General features: G+C 58.2%; 20 protein-coding genes. 8 read left to right on the top strand and 12 right to left on the bottom strand.

The annotated features are described in order from the left end of the window. Positions 1 to 20 precede the first annotated feature (20 nt). Genes kdsB through murB form a run of 3 tightly spaced genes read left to right on the top strand, consistent with a single transcriptional unit; the run spans position 21 to position 2,330 of the window. Positions 21 to 815, top strand: a complete 795-nt coding sequence (gene kdsB / locus AC13E3_RS19885; protein ID WP_482902435.1) for a 3-deoxy-manno-octulosonate cytidylyltransferase — start codon at positions 21 to 23, stop codon at positions 813 to 815. After that, entirely contained in the window at positions 808 to 1,287 is a 480-nt protein-coding gene (locus AC13E3_RS19880) for a low molecular weight protein-tyrosine-phosphatase (protein ID WP_008169166.1), read from the top strand. The genes kdsB and AC13E3_RS19880 overlap by 8 nt, the downstream gene beginning before the upstream one ends. Further along, positions 1,284 to 2,330 (top strand): UDP-N-acetylmuramate dehydrogenase, encoded by a 1,047-nt coding sequence (gene murB, locus AC13E3_RS19875; protein WP_104270085.1) that lies wholly within the window; start codon positions 1,284 to 1,286, stop codon positions 2,328 to 2,330. The genes AC13E3_RS19880 and murB overlap by 4 nt, the downstream gene beginning before the upstream one ends. 55 nt (positions 2,331 to 2,385) lie before the next feature. Here murB and AC13E3_RS19870 read toward each other — a convergent pair whose 3' ends face one another. After that, complete coding sequence (locus AC13E3_RS19870; protein ID WP_474545663.1) at positions 2,386 to 4,119, bottom strand: proline--tRNA ligase; 1,734 nt, start codon at positions 4,117 to 4,119, stop codon at positions 2,386 to 2,388. A 127-nt stretch (positions 4,120 to 4,246) separates the two neighbouring features. Here AC13E3_RS19870 and AC13E3_RS19865 point away from each other — a divergent pair, with 127 nt between their 5' ends. Continuing rightward, the gene (locus tag AC13E3_RS19865; RefSeq protein WP_041646252.1) at positions 4,247 to 4,861 is read left to right on the top strand and encodes a TetR/AcrR family transcriptional regulator; all 615 of its coding nucleotides are present in this window, start codon (positions 4,247 to 4,249) and stop codon (positions 4,859 to 4,861) included. A 1-nt stretch (position 4,862) separates the two neighbouring features. On the opposite strand, the gene AC13E3_RS19860 is transcribed toward AC13E3_RS19865, so the two are convergent. Next, the gene (locus AC13E3_RS19860) at positions 4,863 to 5,360 is read right to left on the bottom strand and encodes an Lrp/AsnC family transcriptional regulator (RefSeq protein WP_474545665.1); all 498 of its coding nucleotides are present in this window, start codon (positions 5,358 to 5,360) and stop codon (positions 4,863 to 4,865) included. 145 nt (positions 5,361 to 5,505) lie between these two features. On the opposite strand from AC13E3_RS19860, the gene leuA reads away from it, so the two are divergent. After that, positions 5,506 to 7,200 (top strand): 2-isopropylmalate synthase, encoded by a 1,695-nt coding sequence (leuA, locus tag AC13E3_RS19855; RefSeq protein WP_008169156.1) that lies wholly within the window; start codon positions 5,506 to 5,508, stop codon positions 7,198 to 7,200. Positions 7,201 to 7,292: 92 nt separating this feature from the next. Here leuA and AC13E3_RS19850 read toward each other — a convergent pair whose 3' ends face one another. The 3 genes from AC13E3_RS19850 to xseA form a co-directional block, all read right to left on the bottom strand. Then, positions 7,293 to 7,502 carry a cold-shock protein gene (locus tag AC13E3_RS19850; protein WP_008169155.1) on the bottom strand — a complete coding sequence of 70 codons (210 nt, stop codon included), beginning with the start codon at positions 7,500 to 7,502 and terminating at the stop codon, positions 7,293 to 7,295. A 316-nt stretch (positions 7,503 to 7,818) separates the two neighbouring features. Continuing rightward, positions 7,819 to 9,693, bottom strand: coding sequence for a propionyl-CoA synthetase (locus tag AC13E3_RS19845; protein ID WP_288365429.1), 1,875 nt, complete (start codon positions 9,691 to 9,693; stop codon positions 7,819 to 7,821). A gap of 103 nt (positions 9,694 to 9,796) precedes the next feature. After that, the gene (xseA, locus tag AC13E3_RS19840) at positions 9,797 to 11,185 is read right to left on the bottom strand and encodes an exodeoxyribonuclease VII large subunit (RefSeq protein ID WP_288367870.1); all 1,389 of its coding nucleotides are present in this window, start codon (positions 11,183 to 11,185) and stop codon (positions 9,797 to 9,799) included. 192 nt (positions 11,186 to 11,377) lie between these two features. Between xseA and guaB the strand changes: the two genes are divergently transcribed. Continuing rightward, positions 11,378 to 12,841: an IMP dehydrogenase gene (gene guaB / locus AC13E3_RS19835; protein ID WP_008169151.1), complete on the top strand. Its 1,464-nt coding sequence runs from the start codon at positions 11,378 to 11,380 to the stop codon at positions 12,839 to 12,841. Between the two features lie 62 nt (positions 12,842 to 12,903). Then, on the top strand, positions 12,904 to 14,481 hold the full coding sequence (gene guaA / locus AC13E3_RS19830; protein WP_008169149.1) for a glutamine-hydrolyzing GMP synthase: 1,578 nt from the start codon (positions 12,904 to 12,906) through the stop codon (positions 14,479 to 14,481). Between the two features lie 122 nt (positions 14,482 to 14,603). On the opposite strand, the gene AC13E3_RS19825 is transcribed toward guaA, so the two are convergent. The 3 genes from AC13E3_RS19825 to AC13E3_RS19815 form a co-directional block, all read right to left on the bottom strand. After that, positions 14,604 to 14,780 carry a type 2 periplasmic-binding domain-containing protein gene (locus tag AC13E3_RS19825; protein WP_228247729.1) on the bottom strand — a complete coding sequence of 59 codons (177 nt, stop codon included), beginning with the start codon at positions 14,778 to 14,780 and terminating at the stop codon, positions 14,604 to 14,606. A gap of 156 nt (positions 14,781 to 14,936) precedes the next feature. Continuing rightward, positions 14,937 to 16,160, bottom strand: a complete 1,224-nt coding sequence (locus AC13E3_RS19820) for an IS256 family transposase (protein ID WP_233048513.1) — start codon at positions 16,158 to 16,160, stop codon at positions 14,937 to 14,939. 41 nt (positions 16,161 to 16,201) lie between these two features. Then, complete coding sequence (locus AC13E3_RS19815) at positions 16,202 to 16,570, bottom strand: Cd(II)/Pb(II)-responsive transcriptional regulator (RefSeq protein WP_482902434.1); 369 nt, start codon at positions 16,568 to 16,570, stop codon at positions 16,202 to 16,204. Positions 16,571 to 16,648: 78 nt separating this feature from the next. Here AC13E3_RS19815 and AC13E3_RS19810 point away from each other — a divergent pair, with 78 nt between their 5' ends. Further along, entirely contained in the window at positions 16,649 to 17,554 is a 906-nt protein-coding gene (locus AC13E3_RS19810; RefSeq protein WP_153740021.1) for a cation efflux transmembrane domain-containing protein, read from the top strand. 106 nt (positions 17,555 to 17,660) lie between these two features. On the opposite strand, the gene AC13E3_RS19805 is transcribed toward AC13E3_RS19810, so the two are convergent. The 4 genes from AC13E3_RS19805 to AC13E3_RS19790 all read right to left on the bottom strand — a co-directional run bounded on the left by AC13E3_RS19805 (position 17,661) and on the right by AC13E3_RS19790 (position 23,328). Beyond that, on the bottom strand, positions 17,661 to 18,569 hold the full coding sequence (locus AC13E3_RS19805; protein ID WP_042924023.1) for a cation diffusion facilitator family transporter: 909 nt from the start codon (positions 18,567 to 18,569) through the stop codon (positions 17,661 to 17,663). A gap of 108 nt (positions 18,570 to 18,677) precedes the next feature. Continuing rightward, a complete protein-coding gene (locus AC13E3_RS19800; RefSeq protein WP_044629833.1) occupies positions 18,678 to 18,872 on the bottom strand; it encodes a DUF6316 family protein in 195 nt (64 codons plus the stop codon). An 80-nt stretch (positions 18,873 to 18,952) separates the two neighbouring features. Beyond that, positions 18,953 to 22,099, bottom strand: a complete 3,147-nt coding sequence (locus AC13E3_RS19795) for an efflux RND transporter permease subunit (protein WP_044629832.1) — start codon at positions 22,097 to 22,099, stop codon at positions 18,953 to 18,955. A gap of 14 nt (positions 22,100 to 22,113) precedes the next feature. Continuing rightward, positions 22,114 to 23,328: an efflux RND transporter periplasmic adaptor subunit gene (locus AC13E3_RS19790; RefSeq protein WP_009575228.1), complete on the bottom strand. Its 1,215-nt coding sequence runs from the start codon at positions 23,326 to 23,328 to the stop codon at positions 22,114 to 22,116. Positions 23,329 to 23,347 lie beyond the last annotated feature (19 nt).

The raw sequence follows: 23,347 nt of genomic DNA, 5'->3' as shown, positions 1-23,347 counted from the left end.
GTCAGCCAGGTGGTTACTACATGTCTTTTACCGTTGTGATTCCGGCCCGCTATGCGTCCAGCCGCCTTCCGGGCAAGCCTCTGGCAGACATTGCCGGCAAGCCGATGATCCAGCATGTCTGTGAGCGTGCCGCGGAAAGCCGGGCAGAAAGGGTCGTTGTCGCCACGGACGATGATCGGATCCGGACCGCCTGCGAAGGCTTCGGTGCAGAAGTGGTCATGACATCACCCAATCACGCCAGCGGCACAGACCGTCTTGAGGAGGTTGCACGGGTGCTGGGTCTTGGGCCGGATCATCGGGTCGTTAACGTGCAGGGTGACGAGCCCCTGATCCCGCCCGAACTGATCAACCAGGTGGCCGACAATCTGGAGTTTTATCCTGAAGTCGCCATTGCCACACTGTGTGAGCGGATCCACGATCCGGAGCACGTGTTCAATCCCAATGTGGTCAAGGTGGTGTTCGATCACAGGGGGATCGCCCATTATTTCAGCCGTGCGCCGATCCCGTGGGCCCGGGACCAGTGGCAGGAGGGCACACCTCTGACGGGGCTGGACGCTGCCTTGCCGGATAATGTCGGATATTTCCGGCATATCGGCATCTATGGTTACCGTGCTTCCGTCCTGGCCGAGTTTGTCAGCTGGGCGCCTGCGCCGACCGAGGTAACCGAATCTCTGGAACAGTTGAGGGCTCTCTATAATGGTGCCCGTATTCACGTGGATGTGGCCGCCGTCAACCCGCCGGGCGGCGTTGATACCGACGCCGATTTGCGCAGGGTCCGAGGCTGGCTGGAGAAGAGGAATAGCGAGAATGGCTGAACCGGTAAACGTTCTTTTCGTGTGCCTTGGCAACATCTGTCGATCGCCCAGTGCTGAAGGTGTGTTTCGCTCACTGGTGGAGCAGGCGGGCCTTGCAGATCAGGTTCACATCGACTCCTGCGGCACCGGTGACTGGCACATTGGCAAGACTCCTGACGCCCGCGCCCAGGAGGCTGCCCGGCGCCGGGGTATCGACATCAGTGGATTACGGGCCCGCCAGTTCAGTCCGGAGGATCTGGACACCTTTGACTACGTGCTGGTGATGGATCGCCAGAACCTGGCGGACATCAAGGACGTATGGCATCAAAATGGCGGCACCCGGCCAGCCCTGTTTCTGGAGTTCGGTCAGTCGGCCCATCAGGAAGTGCCAGATCCCTATTACGGTGGTGACGCAGGTTTTGAAACCGTGCTTGACCTGATCCAGGAAGCCGGCGAGGGCCTGCTGGCGGACATCCGGGGGCGCCTGGCTTGAGTCAGCAGCCGGAAATTCGGGAAAACATAGAGCTGGAGGCGCTGAATACCCTGCACGTGCCGGCCAAAGCCCGTTTTTATGTCGAAGTTCACACCTCAGATGAGTTGGTCAGGTCTCTGGACTGGGCCTCATCGGAGGATCAGGAAGTCCTGATTCTGGGTGGCGGCAGTAACCTGGTGTTCGCGGGTGACTTCGCGGGGCTGGTGGTGCGTCTGGCGATTCGTGGCCGCCGTTGGGAGCACATTGAGGACCACAGGGCGACCCTGGTGCTTGGTGCGGGTGAAAACTGGCATGAGGCGGTCCTGTATGCTGCCCGGGCCGGTTATCGCGGTATCGAGAATCTGGCGCTTATCCCGGGCACGGCCGGCGCGGCGCCCGTCCAGAATATTGGTGCCTATGGTGTTGAGCTCGGCGATTGCCTGGAATCCGTCACCGCACTGGATCGCAATTCGGGTGAGCTGGTTGTTCTCAATAACGCCCAGTGCCGTTTTTCCTACCGCGACAGCCTGTTCAAACAGACGCCGGGTCGCTATGTGATCACCGAAATCCGTTTGGGTCTGTCCCGCTCACGTCCTCTGGTGCTCGGATATCGGGATCTCCGGGAGTACCTCGGTGATACAGCGGAAACCGCCCTCGACCCTTTGCATGTGGCAGAGGCCATAATGGCCATTCGCCGACGAAAGTTGCCGGACCCGGATATGATTCCGAACGCCGGAAGTTTCTTCAAGAACCCGGTGGTTGACGGAGAAACATTCGAGGCACTCAGCGAGCGGCACCCGGATATTGTGGCTTATCCTCAGGAGCAGGGGGTCAAACTGGCAGCGGCGTGGCTGATCGATCAAAGTGGCTGGAAAGGCTTCCGGAATGCCCGGGTGGGCGTGCATAACCGACAGGCACTGGTTCTGATTAACCACTCGGGCGGCACAGGTGCCGACATACTGGAGCTTGCCAGAGAAGTCCGTCAGTCAGTGGTTGACCGGTTCGGTGTCACCCTGGAAATGGAGCCAGGGATTGTCGGTGGTTCGGGAAGGGAAAATCCCTGACGGCACTGCTTTATGCAAGTGCCGTCAGAGGCTTGTCCGCGCATGCAGACAGCGATCAGAGCCCTTTTCGGGGCGATGCGTTGACCAGGAATGGCAGCGCTTCAGCTACCGGTACATCCTGTTTTTCCGCATCCTTTCTGCCCTTGTACTCCAGGGTTCCGGCTGCCAGACCGCGCTCGGAAACCACGAACCGGTGCGGGATACCAATCAATTCCATATCGGCAAACTTCACGCCCGGGCGCTCTTTGCGGTCGTCCAGAAGCACATCGTAACCGGCCTGGCGTAGCTGTTCATAAAGCTTTTCGCCGGCCTCGGCAACGGTCGGTGACTTATGGGCGTTCAGGGTAACAATGGCCACCTGGAAAGGCGCAATGGCATCGGGCCAGATGATGCCGTTTTCATCGTGGTTCTGTTCAATGGCTGCGGCAACAACCCGGGAAACACCCAGGCCGTAACAGCCCATGTCCATAATCACGGTTTTGCCGTTTTCATCGAGAACCGTGGCGTTCATGGCAGTGCTGTACTTGTTGCCAAGTTTGAAGATGTGGCCCACTTCAATGCCGCGCCGGATCTCCAGAGTGCCCTTGCCATCCGGGCTGGGGTCGCCCTCAACCACGTTGCGCAGGTCTTCCACTCGTTCAAGCCCAGCGTCTCTCTCCCAGTTCACGCCGGTAAGGTGGAAGCCTTCCCGGTTGGCGCCGCAGACAAAGTCCGCCAGATGCGCGGCACTGCGGTCCACAATGACGGGCACGTTGAGGTTTACCGGTCCGATAGATCCGGGCTTGCAGCCGACAGCCTGTTCGATTTCCTCATCGGTGGCCATTGTCAGAGGCTCGGCAACGCCGGCCAGGTTTTCGGCCTTGATCTCGTTCAGGGTGTGATCGCCCCGCAGAACCAGTGCAACCAGCCCGGAGTTGCCGTCCTCGTCAGCTTCCGCCTTCACCAGCAGGGTTTTAACCGTGCGGGTGGCGTCAATGCCCAGCAGCTGTGATACCGCCTCGATGGTTTTCTGGTCCGGCGTGGCGACTTCCTTCATTTCCTCGGCCGGAGCAGGGCGGGTGCCGCTCGGGGCTACTGCCTCTGCTTTCTCGATGTTGGCTGCGTAATCGCTCCCGGTGCTGAACACGATGTCATCTTCACCCGAAGATGCGAGCACATGGAACTCGTGGGATGCGCTGCCACCAATGGCGCCGGAGTCCGCCTGTACAGCACGGTAATCCAGGCCGAAACGGTCGAAAATGGCGCAGTAGGTGCGGTGCATCAATTCGTAGGTTTCGTTCAGGGACTCGGCGTTCAGGTGGAAGGAATAAGCGTCCTTCATCAGGAATTCCCGGGCGCGCATCACGCCAAACCGGGGGCGACGCTCGTCCCGGAATTTGGTCTGAACCTGGTAGAAGTTGGCTGGCAACTCCTTGTAGCTGCTGATCTCATTCCGGATCAGGTCGGTAATGACCTCTTCGTGGGTCGGTCCGAAACAGAAATCACGGCCATGACGGTCTTTCATTCGCAGCAGTTCGCCGCCGTACTGGGTCCAGCGTCCGGATTCCTCCCAGAGTTCGGCCGGCTGGACCGCAGGCATCAACACTTCCTGAGCGCCACTCTTGTCCATTTCTTCGCGAACGATTCGCTCGACCTTGCGCAGGGTACGCAGGCCCATTGGCAACCAGGTGTATAGCCCGGCGGCCAGTTTGCGAATCATGCCGGCACGCAACATCAACTGATGACTGATGATCTCGGCGTCGGCGGGGGTCTCTTTCTGGGTGGCAATCAGGTAGCGGCTTGCTCGCATCGTGTCTTCCGTTTGTAATAAATCTGAAGTGTTAGACTAATGGACAGGCGGCGGTTGGCCCGCCGGAGCCTTTATTTGTCGTAAAGTGGCCATTATTGTACGGAGCCTGTTGCACAAGGTACAGATGATGACCGACGAATCTATTGATGTCGCCCCGCGGCGCCGGCCGGTTCAGGCCCGCAGCCGGGAGCGCGTCAACACCATCCTTCGCCATGCCGCCGCCATTTTTCATGAGACCGGTGTCGATGCTGCGAGCATGTCAGCCATTGCCCGACAATCGGGCATGTCGCTGGCTTCTCTCTACCGCTACTTTCCCAACAAGGCAGCCATCGTCCATGCCATTGCCGAACAGCACGTGGAGAAGATGGAGCGGGCTCTGCGGGAACGGTTGCAGGAACTGAACCTCAGCGATGCGGTAGACGTTCTCATCGATCAGTTTTATGAGTTCTATCGCCACGAGCCCGCCTACTCGGCGATCTGGAGTGGTGTAGAGGCAATGCCTGAGCTGAGGGAGCTTGATCTGAGAGAGCTGTACACCAACGCCCGCGATCTGGACCGGAAACTCAAAGAGGAGTGTCCCCGGATTCCTGATGATCGGCGCTGGACCGCAAGCCTTTTGCTGCCAAGGTCCGCCGGCACTGTCCTCCGGCTGGCGGTAACTCTGCCCGACGCCCAGGGTCGACAACTGGTGGAGGAGCTCAAATGCATGGCAAGGGCTTACGTGCGCGAGCTTGTCGCCTGAGTCAGGAAAGGTACCCCAATGGCAGGGCAGTACTGTCGATCACTCGCCGGAGCACGAAGCTGGAGTGCACGCCGCTGACGCCCTGAATGCGGGTAATGCGGTTCAGCAGGAAATGGTGGTAATGGTCCATGTCCGGTACCACCACCTTCAGCATGTAATCGGCGTCCTGGCCGGTAATCAGGTAGCACTCCTGCACCTCCGGGTACTCGGCAACCTGCTCTTCAAACGCCGCGAAACGCTCGGGTGTATGCCGATCCATGCCAATCAGAATGATTGCCGTCAGAGAAAGGCCAAGTTTCTTGTGGTCCAGAATGGTGACGGTTCTGACGATGATACCGGCATCCTCAAGGGCCCGTACACGACGGAGACAGGGCGAAGGGGATAGCCCGACTTTCTCAGCCAGCTCCTGGTTGGTCAGGGAGCCATCCTGCTGGATGTGTTCGAGGATCCGGCGGTCCATCTTGTCAACTTTGACGAGGGTTTTCTGATTTGCGGTCATAAAATTCTACGAAACCTCGTTATTTGGCAATTTATGAATTAAAAAATACGCTTTCCCACCAAAGTTCGCAATCAAATACCAGCTTTACCGCGTTAACCTGTACACATTGAAAATTTCATTCCCGAAACCGCAAGGAATTACACGCATGGCTTTCGATCATCGCAAATACGTTGCGTTCAAACCTGTTGCCAAAACCGACCGTCGCTGGCCGGACAAGGTCATCGAGAAGGCGCCGACCTGGTGTGCCGTTGACCTTCGGGATGGCAACCAGGCGCTGGTGAAGCCCATGTCTGTCGCCCAGAAAACGCGGATGTTCGAGTTGCTGGTCAAGCTGGGCTTCAAGGAAATCGAGATTGGCTTTCCCGCTGCCAGCCAACCGGATTTCGATTTCTGCCGCAAGCTGATTGAAGAAAATCGCATCCCTGAGGATGTGAAAATACAGGTGCTGACCCAGGCCCGTCCTGAGTTGATCGAGCGTACCTATGAAGCATTGGCCGGCGCCCGAAAGGCAATCGTGCATGTCTACAATTCTACTTCCACGGTTCAGCGGGAGCAGGTGTTTGGTCTAGATCGTGACGGTATCAGGGACATTGCCGTCAATGGTGCCAAACTGGTTCGTGACATCGCCGCGCGCCACCCGGAGACCGAGTGGACGTTCCAGTATTCACCGGAAAGCTTTACCGGTACCGAGCTGGATTTCGCCGCGGAAGTGATTGATGCCGTGAGTGAGGTCTGGCGTCCGGAAGAGGGCCAGCCGATGATTATCAACCTGCCTGCCACCGTTGAAATGGCGACACCCAACGTGTTTGCGGACCAGATCGAGTGGATCTGCGACAACATCCGGCGCCGTGAACACATCAGCATCAGCGTGCATACCCACAATGATCGCGGCTGTGCCGTGGCCGCCGCCGAACTGGCCGTAATGGCAGGGGCCGATCGGGTCGAGGGCACATTGATGGGCAACGGTGAGCGCACCGGCAACATGGATCTGGTGACCATGGCCATGAACCTTTACTCCCAGGGCATTGATCCCACGCTGGATCTGTCGGGCATGGCGGAGATCACCGAAGTGGTTGAGGCCTGTACGGAGATTTCCACTCATCCACGCCATCCCTACGCCGGCGAACTGGTGTTCACCGCCTTCTCCGGCAGCCACCAGGACGCCATCCGCAAGTGCCTGGCGCGCCGCAAGGACGGAGAGACCTGGAATGTTGCCTACCTGCCCATCGATCCGTTTGATGTCGGTCGCCGGTATGAGGAAGTGGTGCGCATCAACAGTCAGTCTGGCAAGGGCGGTGTCGCCTATGTGCTGGAGCGGGATTACAACATCAGCCTGCCGCGCTGGTTGCAGATCGAGTTCAGCAAGGTGGTCCAGAGAGAGGCGGAAACCAACGGTGGCGAGATTGACTCACTGACCATTCATCGCCTGTTCGAGGATCGCTATCTGAAAGTCCACGCCGATTGGGCACTGCGCTCCTACGACCTGCACCGGGACGAAGAGGGTGTGCATGCCGAGGTGTCGGTGGGTCGCGATGCATCGCCGGTTCGTCTGGATGGCCATGGGCTGGGCGCAGTGGAGGCCGTATCTGAGGCGCTGGAGATGCGCTTTGATATCTCCATTGCTGTCGAGGCTTACGACGAGTTTGCGCTGGGTGAGGGCACCAATGCCAACGCACTGGCCTGTATTCGCTTGACTGCAAACGGTATGCATTGCAGCGCTGCGGCACTGGCCGAAGACACGACATCTGCCACCCTGCAGGCCTTGTTTTCGGCAGTCGCCCAGGCAGTGGGTATCGAAATGCCTGAGACGGAAGCCGAACCTGAATCGGCGGGTGCCTGAAAAACCTGCCGTCCTGACGACACAAGCCGGCACGAATGCCGGCTTGTTGGTTTTCCGATGCCCGTGAGGGGCAAAGGACGGAGCGTATACCCTTAGACCGGGGTAACGTTTTCCGCCTGCGGGCCTTTCGGGCCCTGTGTTACGGTGAACTGCACCTGCTGGCCTTCGGTCAGGGTGCGGAAACCGCTTGCATTGATTGCGCTGTAGTGAACAAACACGTCGCTGCCACCGTCCTGAGCAATGAAGCCAAAGCCTTTGGACTCGTTAAACCACTTAACGTGGCCGGTTTTAGTATCGGACATTGATCTTTCCTGTCTTTCTGTAATTTGCCCTCACGGGACCTTCAAAATTCCACATGGAATCGTTGCTGAGAAATCCAGAGAGTACTGAGGAAGGGGCAACGAAGAGCACTTCGGCAGGACGTTGAAACGCATTCACCAAATACCGCTGTATTTTCACAGCTATTTCAGTATAGACCGACTTTGGGGGGCGTCAACGAAATTTTTGCAGCTTTCGTGAAGGTTTTATTGCGGGCAAAAACAACAGGTTGGGATTTGATTGGGCAAAAATTGCCCGCCCCCGGTTCGGGCGGGGCGGGCAGCTTTCACGGTGGCTCTGTCAGCGGCGGAACTGCTCGCTGATTTCTTCCAGAATGGCAGGGTCATCAATGGTGCTGGGCACCGCGTATTCCTCGCCATCGGCAATCTGGCGGATGACCCGTCTGAGGATCTTGCCGGAACGGGTCTTGGGCAGGCGATCAACCACCAGGGCGCGGCGGAAACAGGCGATGGCGCCAATCTTGTCTCGAACCATCTCCACCAGCTCGTCTTCCAGTTCGTCATGGTCGATGGTTGCGCCGTCCTTGATCAGAACCAGCCCTATGGGGATCTGCCCTTTCATATCATCGTGCGCACCCACGACGCAGCACTCGGCTATGGCCGGGTGGGAAGCGACGACTTCCTCCATCTCACCGGTAGAGAGCCGGTGGCCAGCGACATTGATAACGTCATCGGTACGGCCCATAACGAACACGTACCCGTCATCGTCAATAAAGCCGCCGTCGCCGGAGCTGTAGAATCCCGATATCGGTTCCAGGTAGGTTTTGCGGAAACGCTCATCGTCGCCCCAGACTGTCATCATACAGCCGGGTGGCAGTGGCAGTTTTACAGCAATCTGACCCTGCTCGCCGGCGGGCATCTGGCTGCCTTTCATGTCCACTACCTGCACGTTGTAGCCAGGGGAGGGAACGGTTGCCGAACCTGGTTTGGTCGCCATTAACTCGATTCCCACCGGATTGCAGCAAATGGCCCAACCGGTTTCGGTCTGCCACCAGTGGTCGAGAACCGGCAGGCCAGTGTGCTCTTTCAGCCACTCATAGGTGGCGGGATCGAGTCGCTCGCCGGCCAGGAACAGTCTTTTCAGTGAACTGATGTCGTAGTGTGAAAGCTGGTCTGCTTCCGGATCTTCCTTGCGGACGGCCCGGAATGCGGTCGGGGCAGTGAACAGCATGTTCACTTTGTGATCCTGAACCACTCGCCAGAAGGCGCCGGCATCCGGTGTTTTCACCGGCTTGCCCTCGTACATGATGGTCGTGCAACCCGCAAACAATGGCGCGTAGACGATGTAGCTGTGGCCGACGACCCAGCCAACGTCAGAGGCAGCCCAGTAAACATCGCCGGGTTTGGCGTCGTAGACCAGCTTCATGCTGTAGTTCAGCGCAACCGCATGACCACCGTTGTCGCGCACCACACCTTTGGGTTTACCGGTGGTGCCTGAAGTGTAAAGAATATAGAGCGGGTCTGTTGATTTGACGGGCACCGGGTCGGCTGGTTCGGCCGTTTCCATCAATTCGTTCCAGTCGTGGTCACGGCCAGCCTGAAGTTCGGCCTGTACCTGTTGGCGCTGGTAAACGATGCAGGTTTCCGGTTTGTGGCTGGCCTGATCAATGGCCTTGTCGACCAGGGGCTTGTACTCGATCACACGGGTGACTTCGATGCCACAGGAAGCGGTAATCACAGCCTTTGGTTTGGCGTCATCGATGCGAACCGCAAGCTCATGGGCTGCAAAGCCGCCGAAGACCACAGAATGAATGGCGCCAATTCGCGCGCAGCCGAGCATTGCAATGACGGCTTCCGGAATCATCGGCATGTAGATGATGACCCGGTCTCCCTTGGTGATGCCACGGTCTTTGAGGGCTCCAGCGAACCGGGCCACTTCATCGGTCAGCTCGTTGTAGGTGTAGGAGCGCTGGGTATCGGTAACCGGAGAATCGTAGATCAGGGCTTTCTGGTCGCCACGCCCTGCACGGATGTTGGCATCCAGTGCCACATCGCAAGTGTTCAGAGTGCCGTCGGGGAACCACTGCCCGTGCCCATTGTCGGTTGGCTGCCAGATGGTTTTCGGTGGTTCGATCCAGTCAATTTTTTCCGCCTGTTCACGCCAGAATTCGTCCGGTTTGTCTATCGACCGCCGGAACTCTGAGTGGTAGTCCATACATTCCACCTCATCGTGCCTGTTGTTGTTTTAATACGTTTCCTGACAACTTTAGGCCGTTTGAAATCATGGACTAGTAGACCATTGGCTTAGTCTTGGGGCTCTAGGGGCCAGTTTCTTCTGCAGATTTGACCGAAGTCACCTTCGCAGTCATTTCACCCCGTGCAACGTGGGCTGAGATGGTGTCGCCGGGATTAACGTTTGTGGCATCCCTAATAATGTTTCCGTTGTTGTCGCGCACGATGGAATAACCCCGTCCAAGGGTCGCAAGGGGGCTGACCACATTCAGAGTCTGCGCCGCATGTTCCAGGTTGTCGCGACGCTGTTTCAGGTCCTGCTGCATTACCGAAACCAATCGCTCGCTCACGCGCCGCAGCGCGTCCTGGCTATCCGAGAGCTGGCGGTGTGGCGACTGCATGACCAGTCTCTGGCGCAGGTGATCATTGCGCACGCCAACGGTTGTCAGGCGCTGTCGAATAGCTTTCCGGAGGCGCAGTTCGAGCTCATCCATTCGCTGGGCTTTCTCCAGAAGTTCCCGTCGCGGGTCCCGCAACCGGGCGCTCAGATGTCCGAGCTGAGTGCCCAGGCGCTTCAGGGCCAGGCCCATGGCGTTGGACAGGCGGAATTCCCGGTCTCTTAGCTGTTTAAGCCAGTCTGACTGGTCCGGCGAAATCTTTTCGGCGGCCGCCGAGGGCGTCGGGGCCCGAAGATCAGCCACGAAATCGGCAATGGTTACATCCACCTCGTGACCAACCGCGCTGACCGTGGGGATCCGGCAAGCGGCAATCGCGCGGGCGACCGCTTCTTCATTGAAGCACCAGAGATCCTCCAGAGAGCCACCGCCACGGCCGATAATCAGGACATCGGCAACGCCGTGGTTCTGTGCGGCTTCGATGGCTCGTACGATGTCAGCGGTCGCCGCCTTGCCCTGAACGGCAGTGGGGTAGAGCGTTACGGGTATAGCGGGGCACCGCCGGGCGAGAACGGTGAGTATGTCGTGGATCGCGGCGCCGGTGGGTGAAGTGACGACACCGATGTGCCTGGGCAGTGAGGGCAGCGGTTTCTTGCTGGCCTGTTCGAACAGTCCTTCGGCCAGCAATTTCCGCTTGAGCTCCTCGAAGGCCTGTTGGAGGGCGCCGAGCCCCGCAGGTTCGACGTGTTCAACGATAATCTGGAAGTCGCCGCGGTTCTCGTAAAGAGTGACCTTGCCGCGGATCCGGACCTGATCTCCCTCTTTCGGTGGTATGCGGATGCGCTGGTTCATGCCCCGGAACATGGCGCATCGCACCTGGCATTTCCGGTCTTTCAGGGAAAAATACCAGTGGCCGGACGAGGGGCGAGAAAATCCGGAGAGTTCACCTTCCACCCACACCTGCATAAAGCTCGATTCCAGAAGATGTCTGGCCTGGTGGTTGAGCTCGCTGACGCTGAGTGCCCGGGGGCGGGTGTCCTGAAGATGCGGCGTCGCCGGTCCTGATCCGTCGTTATACATACGCAATAGCCGAAAAGAGGGAGGGTAAAAATAGCGAAATTTCAAAAAGATGCAATCGAACCTTAAAAAAGGGCCGGTTTACTGTCTTCGAGAGCCCCATTATAATAGATCGATTAAGGATTTTGCTTTGTCGTACCGCCGCGGGTACGGCACGGAAATTCCCAACTTAGCACGATCAAAAGGCGGATCCCAATGCTGCGAATTGCCGAAGAAGCCCTCACATTTGATGACGTTCTGCTGGTTCCCGGATATTCAGAAGTGCTGCCCCACGAGGTTAGCCTGCAAACCCAGCTGACCAAGGGTATCACCCTCAACATTCCTCTTCTGTCTTCCGCCATGGATACCGTTACCGAGGCAGAATTGGCCATCGCCATGGCTCAGGAAGGCGGTATCGGCATCATGCACAAGAACATGACCGTTGAGCAACAGGCGGCAGCCGTCCGCAAGGTCAAGAAGTTCGAGAGTGGCGTGGTGAAGGATCCGATTACAGTTTCGCCCGAGACAACGGTTCGCGAACTGGTAGATATCACCATGGCGAACAGCATCTCCGGTCTTCCGGTGGTGGACGGCCACGACCTGATCGGTATCGTCACTGGCCGCGACATCCGTTTTGAAAGCCGTATGGACACGCTGGTTCGGGATATCATGACGCCCAAGGAAAAGCTGGTTACGGTCAAGGAAGGCGCCTGTCTCGAGGAAGTGAAAGAGCTGCTGCATCGCCATCGGATCGAGAAGGTTCTGGTCGTTAACGATAACTTCGAGCTGCGCGGCCTGATCACGGTCAAGGATATCCAGAAGGCGAAAGATTACCCGCTGGCGTGTAAAGACGATCAGGGTCGTTTGAGAGTTGGCGCGGCCGTGAGCACCGGTGGCGACACCGAAGCCCGCATTACCGCACTGGCCGAAGCCGGGGTCGACGTGATCGTGGTGGATACCGCCCACGGTCATTCCCGTGGTGTGATGGAACGCGTGCGCTTCATCAAGAAGAATTTCCCCGATGTGCAGGTGATTGGCGGCAACATCGCCACGTCACATGCGGCGCTCGCCCTGGCGGAAGCCGGCGCGGATGCAGTAAAGGTAGGCATTGGCCCCGGTTCCATCTGCACCACCCGTATTGTGGCGGGTATTGGTGTGCCCCAGATTTCTGCGGTTTCCAACGTGGCCGCAGCGCTGAAAGAGCACGGAGTCCCGGTAATCGCTGATGGCGGTATCCGTTTCTCCGGTGATATTGCCAAAGCCATTGCCGCAGGCGCCCATAGCGTCATGATCGGCAGCCTTTTGGCAGGTACCGATGAGGCACCTGGCGAAGTGGAGCTGTTCCAGGGCCGCAGTTACAAGGCCTATCGTGGCATGGGTTCCATCGGCGCCATGGGGCAAGGCTCCAGCGATCGTTACTTCCAGGACGCCAGTAAGGGTATCGAGAAACTGGTTCCTGAAGGCATCGAAGGCCGCGTTGCCTGCAAAGGTCCGATGCGTAACATCGTTCACCAGCTGGTTGGTGGCCTGCGGGCTGCCATGGGCTACACCGGTAGCGCCACCATGGAAGAAATGCGCACCAAGCCTGAATTCGTGCGCATCACCAACGCGGGTATGCGTGAGAGCCATGTGCACGATGTGACCATCACCAAAGAATCGCCCAACTACCGTATCGGTTAACCATTGCCCTACCAGACGCGGCCCCCAGAGGGCCGCGTTGTTTATTCAGCCCCGAGGACTCCATGGCCCAGAACATCCACGACCACCGCATCCTGATTCTCGATTTCGGTTCCCAGTACACCCAGCTGATTGCCCGCCGTGTTCGCGAGATCGGCGTTTACTGTGAGATCAAAGCGTTCGATATCACCGATGACGAGCTTAATGAGTTCAATCCGAAGGGGATTATTCTTGCAGGCGGTCCGGAGTCGGTAACTCAGCTGGGCGGTCCCCGGGCGCCGGAAGGGCTGTTTGACCGCGGTATCCCGATTCTCGGCATCTGCTACGGCATGCAGACTATGGCAGAGCAGCTTGGAGGCCGCGTTGCCAGTTCCGAGAAACGCGAGTTCGGTTATGCCCAGGTGAAGGTTCGCGCCAAGGGTCCGCTGCTGGCGGATATCACGGATCATCTGACGCCGGCTGGTGAGTCCCTGCTGGACGTGTGGATGAGCCACGGTGACAAGGTGGTGGCGATGCCTGAAGGCTTCGAGCTACTGGCCTCCACCGAGAGCGCGCCAATTTCCGCGATGCAGGATCTCAGCCGGAACCTTTACGGCGTCCAGTTCCACCCCGAAGTAACCCACACCCTTCAGGGCAAGCGGATTCTCGAGCATTTCATCCTGACTATCTGCAAATGCGAAGCCCTCTGGACGCCGGCCAAGATCGTCGATGATGCGGTTCAGCAAATTCGCGAGCAGGTGGGCAACGACAAGGTATTGCTTGGTTTGTCGGGTGGCGTCGATTCCTCGGTGACGGCAGCACTGCTGCACCGGGCAATCGGTGATCAGCTCACTTGTGTGTTTGTGGACAACGGTCTCTTGCGTCTTCATGAAGGCGACCAGGTGATGGACATGTTCGCCAGCAACATGGGCGTCAAAGTGATTCGGGTTGATGCCGAAGACCTTTTCCTGTCGAAGCTCAAAGGGGTCAATGATCCAGAGCAGAAGCGCAAGATCATCGGCAATACCTTTATCGACGTGTTCGACGATGAAGCGGCCAATATCAAGGACGTGAACTGGCTGGCACAGGGCACGATCTATCCGGACGTGATCGAGTCTGCTGCGTCCAAGACCGGCAAGGCCCACGTTATCAAGTCCCACCACAATGTGGGCGGCCTGCCGGAAACCATGAAAATGAAGCTGGTGGAGCCGCTGCGGGAGCTGTTCAAGGATGAGGTGCGCCGAATCGGTCTGGAGCTCGGTTTGCCCTACGACATGGTGTACCGCCACCCGTTCCCGGGGCCGGGTCTGGGCGTGCGTATTCTCGGTGAAGTGAAAAAGGAATATGCCGATATCCTGCGCCGCGCCGACGCCATTTTCCTGGAAGAACTCCACCGTGCGGATTTCTACCACAAGACGAGCCAGGCCTTTGCAGTATTCCTGCCGGTCAAGTCGGTTGGCGTGGTAGGTGACGCCCGCCGCTATGAATACGTGGTGGCTCTTCGTGCTGTTGAAACCATCGATTTTATGACCGCCCGCTGGGCGCATCTGCCTTACGATCTCCTTGAGACCGTTTCCAACCGGATCATCAATGAGATCACCGGTGTATCCCGGGTGACCTACGATGTTTCGTCCAAGCCGCCGGCAACTATTGAGTGGGAGTAGCCGGCAACGACGGGCACTCTCTGGTAACCGTCTGTCAATGACAGGCGTTCATTCAACCCGGCGCCATTGCCGGGTTGTTTGTTTTTGGACTTTGATTAATTACCTGGAATTACCCGGTTTTTCTATTTGAACCTCAGTGCATCCACCAGCAAGCGAAACAGCGGGGATGATTGACGGCGACTCGGGTAATACAGGTAATAGCCGTCATAGGTGGTAAACCAGTCATTCAACAGACTGACCGGTTTTCCGCTGTGCAGTTCTTCTCTCACCATTGCGGTCGGCGCCCACGCTGGAAAAATGCCCCTGTTACAGAACGTTCAGGAGAGTTTTTGGAACCGGGTGTCAGCCGCTCGAAACCGGAGTAGCCGACAAATTCCGCAATATGCCGCATTGCTCGACTGTCCGACGGTTTGAACGAGGGTGTGCAGAATTCTGTGTAACCGGGGATGGGGTTACTACTGTGGCAGCCTGCCTTCGTAGCTGATCGTAAAGCGTGTCAGTGCCGCTTTCCAGTCACGGATCGGCATCGTCCATTTCTTGCTGATGTTGCGTAGCGCCAGATAGAACAGTTTCAGCAGCGCCTCGTCGCTGGGGAACGAGCCGCGGTTCTTGGTTATCTTGCGCAAACTCATGTTCACCGACTCAATGGCGTTGGTGGTATAGATCACTTTGCGGATCTCCGGTGGGAAGTCGAAGAACGGCGTGATCCGAGCCCAGTTGCGCCGCCAGGACTGACCAATTGGCAGGTAGTCGTCATCCCATTTGGTTTCGAACTCGCCAAGGCGCAGCTCAGCCTCGTCCGCCGTGCTGGACTGGTAAATCCGCTTCAGGTCAGCCGCTACCTCGGCGCGCCGTTTCCAAGAGACGTAGTTCAGGCTGTGCCTGACCATATGCACGATGCACAGTTGCACGCTGGTGTGCGGGAAGACAGCCTCGATGGCCTCGGGGAAGCCCTTCAGGCCATCCACGCAGGCGATGAAGATGTCCTGCACGCCACGGTTGCGCAACTCGGTCACCACCTGCAACCAGAACTTGGCACCCTCGCTCTGGGCGATCCATAGCCCGAGGATTTCCTTCTCCCCGGCCAGGTTGATGCCCAGCGCCAGGTAAACCGCCTTCACCCGCACGGCACCCTCACGCACCTTGGTGTGGATGCAGTCGAGGTAGACGATGGGATAGACCGCGTCGAGCGGCCGTGACTGCCAGGCCTTCACCTCATCGGTTACGGCATCGGTCACCGAGGAGATCAGACTGGGCGATACCTCGGCGCCATACATCTCCTGTAGGTGTGCCTGAATCTCGCGCACGGTCATGCCCCGTGCGTACAGCGAAAGAATCTTGTCGTCGAACCCCACCCAGCGGGTCTGGTGCTTCTCGACGATCTGCGGTTCGAAGGTGCCATGCCGATCACGCGGTATCTCAATGGGCAGCTCGCCGAACTCGCCCTTGAGCTTCTTGCGGCTAAAGCCGTTGCGGGTATTGCCAGACGAGTTACCGACCGGCTGATGCTTGTCGTGCCCCAGATGGTGAGTCAACTCGGCATCCAGCGCACGCTCAACCAGCTTTTTGGTCAGCTGCTTGAGGATGCCTTCGGCACCAATCAGGTCTTCAGGTTTTTGATAGTTGGCCAAGAGCTGATCCAGCAGCTCGTCGGTGATGGGATGTAGTTTCTTGCTCATCGTGTCTCCGGTTCGGAGCGACAGTGTCGCTCATTAGCCGGTTACACAAAAATTCGTACACCTCCGTTTGAACAGCTGCGGCGCAGCATTCTCAGTTGCTCGTTCAGTTTGGTTAGTTCCTGGATACGCGCCTCCACCTGCTCGATATGCCTATCCATCATCCGATTCACATCATCACATTGCGCACCGGGTGACCGGTTTAAAGCCAACAACTGCCGGATCTCCGGCAAACTGAGATCCAGGCTGCGGCAGTGCTTGATGAACAGCAAATGCTCAACGGCAGCTTCATCGTACAGGCGAAAATTGCCTTCACTGCGTTCTACAGAGGCAATCAAATGTTCCTTTTCATAATGCCGGATGGTTTGCACGGAGCAGCCAGTCACTTTCGACAGTTCGCCGATTTTCATCATCTCTCAATATTCCGATTGACTCTATAGTTGTTATAGAGTTTATAGTGGCTGTCTGTACATCCACAAGGGCTTTATTCGATGTCTGACCCGTGCAATGACAACTGTCAGAGCAACAAGATTGCCAGTGCCCCCACCTCTGGGATAGCGAATACTGACGTAGCTTTGCAGCATGGCTATGTCAGTGACTACCGGGTACCAAAAATGGACTGCCCGTCGGAAGAGGGGATGATCCGCATGGCTCTGGACAGTATTGAGCCCCGCGTTTTACTGGAGTTCGATACACCGAATCGGAAGGTGCGGGTATTCCATGGCGACAATGGGGCTGCCATCGAGGAGAGGATGCGCTCCCTGGGGCTGGGTGCCACGCTGGAAAAAACCACCCCGGTGGGGGAAGGGGATCTAGTCCTGGCCAGGGAGAAGGAAGAGGCAACCGCCCAGGTCGAAGCCGGTATACTGAAGTGGTTGCTGGCCATCAACGGCGTTATGTTCGTGGTTGAACTGACAGTAGGCTGGCTGGCGCAATCCACTGGCTTGATCGCGGATTCTTTGGACATGTTTGCTGATGCCGCCGTCTATGGCGTGGCACTGTATGCCGTTGGACACAGTGTACGGATGAAGCTGCGCGCTGCGCATTTTTCCGGTTGGCTTCAGTTGATTCTGGCGCTGGGAGTCCTGGCTGAAGTCGGGCGGCGATTTGTCTTCGGCAGCGAACCTGTATCCGCGTTAATGATGGGTTTTGGTCTTGTGGCCCTGGCGGCCAACGTCTGGTGTCTGGTGCTTATCGCAAGAAACCGGCACGGCGGCGCACACATGAAAGCAAGTTGGATCTTTTCGGCTAATGATGTCATCGCCAATGTGGGGGTTATCGTCGCCGGTGTATTGGTCGCCTGGACGGGCTCCCGTCATCCCGACCTGGTCATTGGTCTGATCATCGGGCTGATTGTGCTGAATGGCGCCCGGCGTATTCTGCAACTGCGCTATTAGTCTCTGGCTCTTTCTCGCTGCTCGGATTCATGCCGGCAAAATTCCGCGCCTGGGCGGCCTATTAAAATAGTCGCCGCTCTCGCCGATGCTTATGGAGAATTTTCTGTCAACCGTGCCCATAGGTGTGGGCATCCTTGTGCATGTGGTCCGGGTGCTCGAATTCCAGTGTTGAATGACGTATGTTGAATTCCTGCGCCAGAGCCTGTTTTATCCTGTATTTGATATTCTCAAGCTGATCCCATGCACTTTCCTCGATAATCACATGGGCCTCCAGCGAGGCATCGTGTTCGCCCATCTGCCAAAAATGCACATGGTGAAGGTCGATAACGCCTTCGATGTTGGAGAGGGCAACAATGACGGCATCGGTATCGATGTCCACCGGGCTACCCAGCATGAGTGTTCTGATGGTGCCGCCGATTTCTGTCAGGCCCAGGTAGAGAATATAGCCCGCGATACCGATGGTGATGGCAGGATCAACCCAGCGCATGTCGTAGAGCAAAATAAGAGTCCCGCCAATGACCACGGCGACCGACGCGAGTGCATCCGACAGATTGTGAAGAAACAGTGCACGGATATTGACGCTGTCTTTCTGCATCGAATAGGTGAGCAACGCTGTCAAGGCGTCCACAGCCAGAGCGATACCACCAAGCCAGACGACCCACCAGCCCTTTACCTCTGGAGGATCGATTATCCGCATGCCACCTTCGTAAACCAGGTAGATCCCGATAATGATCAAGGTAGTGTAGTTGATGAGAGCTGCAACGATTTCAATGCGTCCGTAGCCAAAGGTCATCCTTGCGTCAGCCTGGCGGCGCGCAATTTTTTGCGCCGCGAACGCGATGACGAGTGAGGCCATGTCAGAGAAGTTATGCAAGGCGTCCGCGATAAGGGCGAGACTGCCGGCAAAGATACCTCCCCCAATCTGAGCCAGGGTCAGGATCCCGTTCGCCCAGATGGCGATGGCAACGCGTTTATCCTTGGTCTCGGGGGGTATATGCACATGGTCGTGACTCATTGGGTTAACCTAGTTGGTGGCTATTTATAAAGAGGCATCTGCTGTATTCAGCTTACTCTGTGCCTGGTCGCCTGTACCTTGGCGACTTTGTGGATTTTGGGCCATTGGCTACTCATCCATTTTGACAGTTTTCAGGAGTTCCGCAAGGCTGTCTTCGGCCGCTTTTTTGTTCGGGAATGGCCCGATATTTTGACCTTCACGGGTTAAAAAATACCAGTCACTGTTGATGGCGTGGATGCGATGTGTTCGAAAGGGTGAGGCTTCTTTCAAGTCATCTATTCGTTGCTTGGGTGGATCGTTCATAGTCTTTCCAGGATATAAACCGCAATAAAAGAACATTGAAAAAATCATGGGGAGATTCCCCCCCCACGATGGAGTGTTGGTTAACTATCAGTGTCGTGATTAATGTCGCCTGTGGGCGTGGAGTTACTGGCACTTCTGCCATGCAACAGCGCATAGAGCACAGGGAGTACAAACAACGTCAACAGGGTGGACGAGATAATCCCGCCGATCACCACGGTCGCCAGAGGACGCTGTACTTCGGCACCGGTGCCGGTATTGAGTGCCATGGGTACAAAGCCGAGGCTTGCTACCAGGGCGGTCATCAATACCGGCCGTAAGCGGATCAGGGCGCCTTCGACAATGGCCTTCATCAGGTCACCCTGCTCGTGCCACAGATCGCGGATAAAGGCGATCATCACCAAGCCGTTTAACACCGCCACCCCGGAGAGGGCGATAAAGCCAACACCCGCCGAGATCGACAGGGGCATGTCTCGCAGCCACAGGGACAGAACCCCGCCGGTGAGGGCCAGTGGCACGCCGGTGAAGATGATCAAGGCATCTTTGAGGGAGCCGAAGGCCATCACCAAGAGTGCGAGGATGATGGCGAGGGTCACGGGCACCACGATGGCAAGCCGCTGACTGGCGGACTGCAGTTGCTCGAAGGTCCCGCCGTAATCCAGCCAGTATCCGGCGGGTAGGTCCACGTCGTCCGCAATGCGCGCCTGTGCTTCCTCGACAAATCCGCCCAGGTCGCGGTCCCGCACGTTGGCGGTGACCACCACCCGACGCTTGCCGTTTTCCCGGCTGATCTGGTTGGGCGCCGGAGCCAGCTCCAGCTCGGCCACTTCCGACAGGGGCACATAGCCACCGTCCGGCAGGGGGACAGGTAGGTCCGCGAGGCTGTCCACATCCCGGCGGATGTCTTCGGGAAGACGCACCACCAACTGGAAGCGGCGGTCGCCTTCGTAAATCAGGCCGGCGTTTTCGCCCCCGACACCGGCTGCCACCAGATCCTGGAGATCATCCACGGTCAGCCCGTAGCGGGATAGCGCCATGCGCTTGGGGTGTACCGACAGCATGGGCAGGCCGGTCACCTGTTCGACCCGGGCATCGGCGGCGCCCTCCATGGATTCCACAACCTCAAGGACGTCGTTGGCCGATGCCAGCAGCTGATCCAGGTCATCGCCGAACACCTTGATGCCGAGGTCGGCGCGCACGCCGGAGATCAGTTCGTTGAAGCGCATTTCTATGGGCTGGGTGAACTCATACTTGTTGCCGGGAAGCATTTCCACCGCTGCTGCCATTTCCGCCACCAGTTCATCCTTGGTTTTGTCTGGGTTCGGCCATTGGCTGCGGGGCTTCAAGATAACAAAGTTGTCCGCTACGCTGGGGGGCATGGGGTCGGTGGCCACTTCCGGCGTGCCGATCTTGGCGAACACCTTGTCCACCTCCCCAAAGGCCTTCAGCCGTTCTTCCAGCTGCGATTGCATCTCGATGGACTGCTCCAACCCGGTGCCCGGGATGCGCAGGGCATGGAGTGCAATATCCCCTTCATCCAGTTGTGGAATAAATTCCGACCCCAGGGTGGTCGCCAGCCAGAGACAGACCGCTACCAGCGTGGTCGCGCCGCCCAACACCAGCCAGCGGAACCTCATAGCCACCCGCAGCGCAGGCCTGTAGAGCGATTTAGCACCGCTGATTACCGGGCTTTCCTTTTCGCTGATCTTGCCCCCCATAAAGACCGCAACAGCGGCGGGCACCACGGTCAGTGACAGCACCATGGCCGCCAGCAGTGCCATTACGACAGTGGCCGCCATGGGGTGGAACATCTTGCCCTCGACCCCGGTGAGAGCAAAGATCGGCAGGTACACCACAGTAATGATGGCGACACCAAACAGGCTGGGACGAATCACTTCGTTGGTGGCCTCGAACACCAATTGCAGACGTTCCTTGAGGGCCAACTGACCCTGGTGCTGGGCCTGGGACAGGCGCCGGATACAGTTCTCGACGATGATGACCGCGCCGTCGACGATCAGGCCGAAATCCAGCGCCCCCAGACTCATCAAATTGGCGGATACGCCAGACCGCACCATACCGGTGATGGTGGCGAGCATCGAAAGCGGAATGACAGCTGCCGTGATCAAGGCGGCGCGCAGGTTGCCCAGCAACAGAAACAGCACCACGATCACCAGCAGTGCCCCTTCAAGCAGGTTCTTCTCCACCGTGGCAATCGCCTTGTCCACCAGGGCTGTGCGGTCGTATACCGCCTCCACCTTGACGCCGTCGGGCAGGGAGGGCTGAATGGCCTCCAGCTTTTCGGCCACCGCCTGTGCTACCGCCCGGGAATTTTCCCCCACCAGCATCATGGCGGTGCCCATCACCGTTTCCTTGCCGTCGCGGGTGGCGGCGCCGGTGCGCAGCTCCTTGCCAATGGCCACTTCAGCTACATCGGCTACCCGGACTGGCACACCATCCCGGTTGGCAATCACCACCTGTTCAATATCGCCAATGGTGGCCAGCTGCCCGGGCGAGCGCACCAACAGCTGTTGGCCGTTGCGTTCGATATAGCCGGCGCCGCGATTGGTGTTATTGGCCCGCAGGGTGCTGACCAGTTCATCCACCGTGATGCCGAACTCCAGCAACCGTTGGGGCGACGGCGTGACGTGGTACTGCTTGTCGTAGCCGCCAATGGTGTTGACCTCGATCACGCCGGGCACCTGGGCCAACTGGGGTTTGATGATCCAGTCCTGGATCTCACGCAGTGCCGTAGCGTCCAGCGGACTGCCATCCGCTTGAGTGGCACCGGGCAGGGCTTCTACGGTGTACATGAAGATCTCGCCAAGACCGGTGGCGATGGGACCCATCTCCGGCTCCAGCCCGGGTGGCAGCGCGCTCTTGATGGCGCCCAAGCGCTCATTGATCAGGTTGCGGGCGAAATAGATGTCCGTGCCTTCCTCGAACACCACCGTGACCTGGGACAGGCCGTAGCGGGACAGGGACCGGGTATAGGACAGGTTGGGCAGGCCGTACAAGGCCGTTTCCACCGGGAAGGTGATGCGTTGCTCTGCCTCCAGGGGCGAATAGCCCGGTGCCTCGGTGTTGATCTGTACCTGGACATTGGTGATATCCGGCACCGCGTCGATGGGCAGGCGCTGAAAACTCCACACGCCCACGCCGACCAGCACCAGAATAAGGGATAACGTTAAAAACCGCCGCTCTACCGAGAAGCGTAAGATGGCGTTTATCATCAAAGCCTCCTGGGTTAGTGGTCGTGGGATGCGCCGGATTTTTCGATATCGGCCTTGATCAAATAACTGTTTTCCACCACATAGCGATCGCCTGCTTGCAGGCCGCCCAGCACCTCAGTCAGGTTGCCGTCGCTGCGGCCCAGCTCCAGTGGGCGGATCTCGTAGGTGTCATCCACCTGAATAAACACCACGGTCCAGTCCCGGAAGGATTGCAGGGCGCGGTTGTCAACCACCAAGGGGGCCTCCACCGTTTCCACCACGATATCCCCGGCCACCAGCAAACCGGGGGTCAGCAGTCCCTCGGCATTGTCGACTTCGACCCGGGCCAGGGTGTAGGGCGCGTTGCCGGGTGCCGGCAGCAGGTGGCGGATGGTGCCTTCCCGGTCAATGCCGTCAGCCTTCAGTCGGACTTTCTGGCCAATGGCAACCTCGGCCCGTTGGCCGGGGAAGACCTTGAATTCCGCCCACAGAGTGGTCAAATCGGCAATGGCGAATAGGGGTTGCTCCCCGGTCATTTCTCCGTTGCTGATCCGACGCTCAATGACGATCCCGTCGATGGGCGCTCGCAGTGCGTAGGTTTGCAGGCTTTCGTTGGACTCGACTTGAGCGAGCACGTCACCACGCTCGACCCGATCGCCCAGATTGACCTTCACCTGGCTGACCACGCCCGGGAAACGGGCGCGGATCCGGGCAATCTGCTGCGGTGCCGTGGTCAGGCTGCCGTAGGTGGTGAGGCTGCGCTCGATGGCACTCGGCCCGGCTGCGGCCGTTGTGATACCCGCTTTTCGGGCGATAGCCGGGGCGATCCGGGTGCGACCTTCGTGGGATTCCCAGTGCCAGCGGTAGTTCTTGCCGTCCATGGCGAGGCTCACTTCTACGTCGAAGGAGTGGGGTTCGGTCACCACGCCATCCCCCAGCCAGTAGTCCCCCTGGTAGGCGAAGTCGAAGGTGTCCACTTGCCCACCCAGGCGGGTGAGCTGGACATTGAGGTCAATATCATCAGTAACGGCGCGGCCATCCCTGGTGACCCAGGCCCGGTATTCCGGTGGGACCCCCTGCTCGAAGATCTGCAGTTCGACGGTGGCGTCGTTCTGTTGCAGCAGTATGCCGCCGTGAGGCCCCCTGGCCTCTGCCTGCGATTCGTCGTGTTGTTCCTCGGCAGCTTGTAAGGGGCTGATGGCAAGGCAGGTGGCCACCAGAATCAGACAGAGTTGTTTTATCAGTTGCATGGTGTGAATCCTGAATTTG

Source organism: Marinobacter sp. L-80, assembly GCF_056859395.1.
This window is presented reverse-complemented; position numbering and strand designations above follow the sequence as displayed.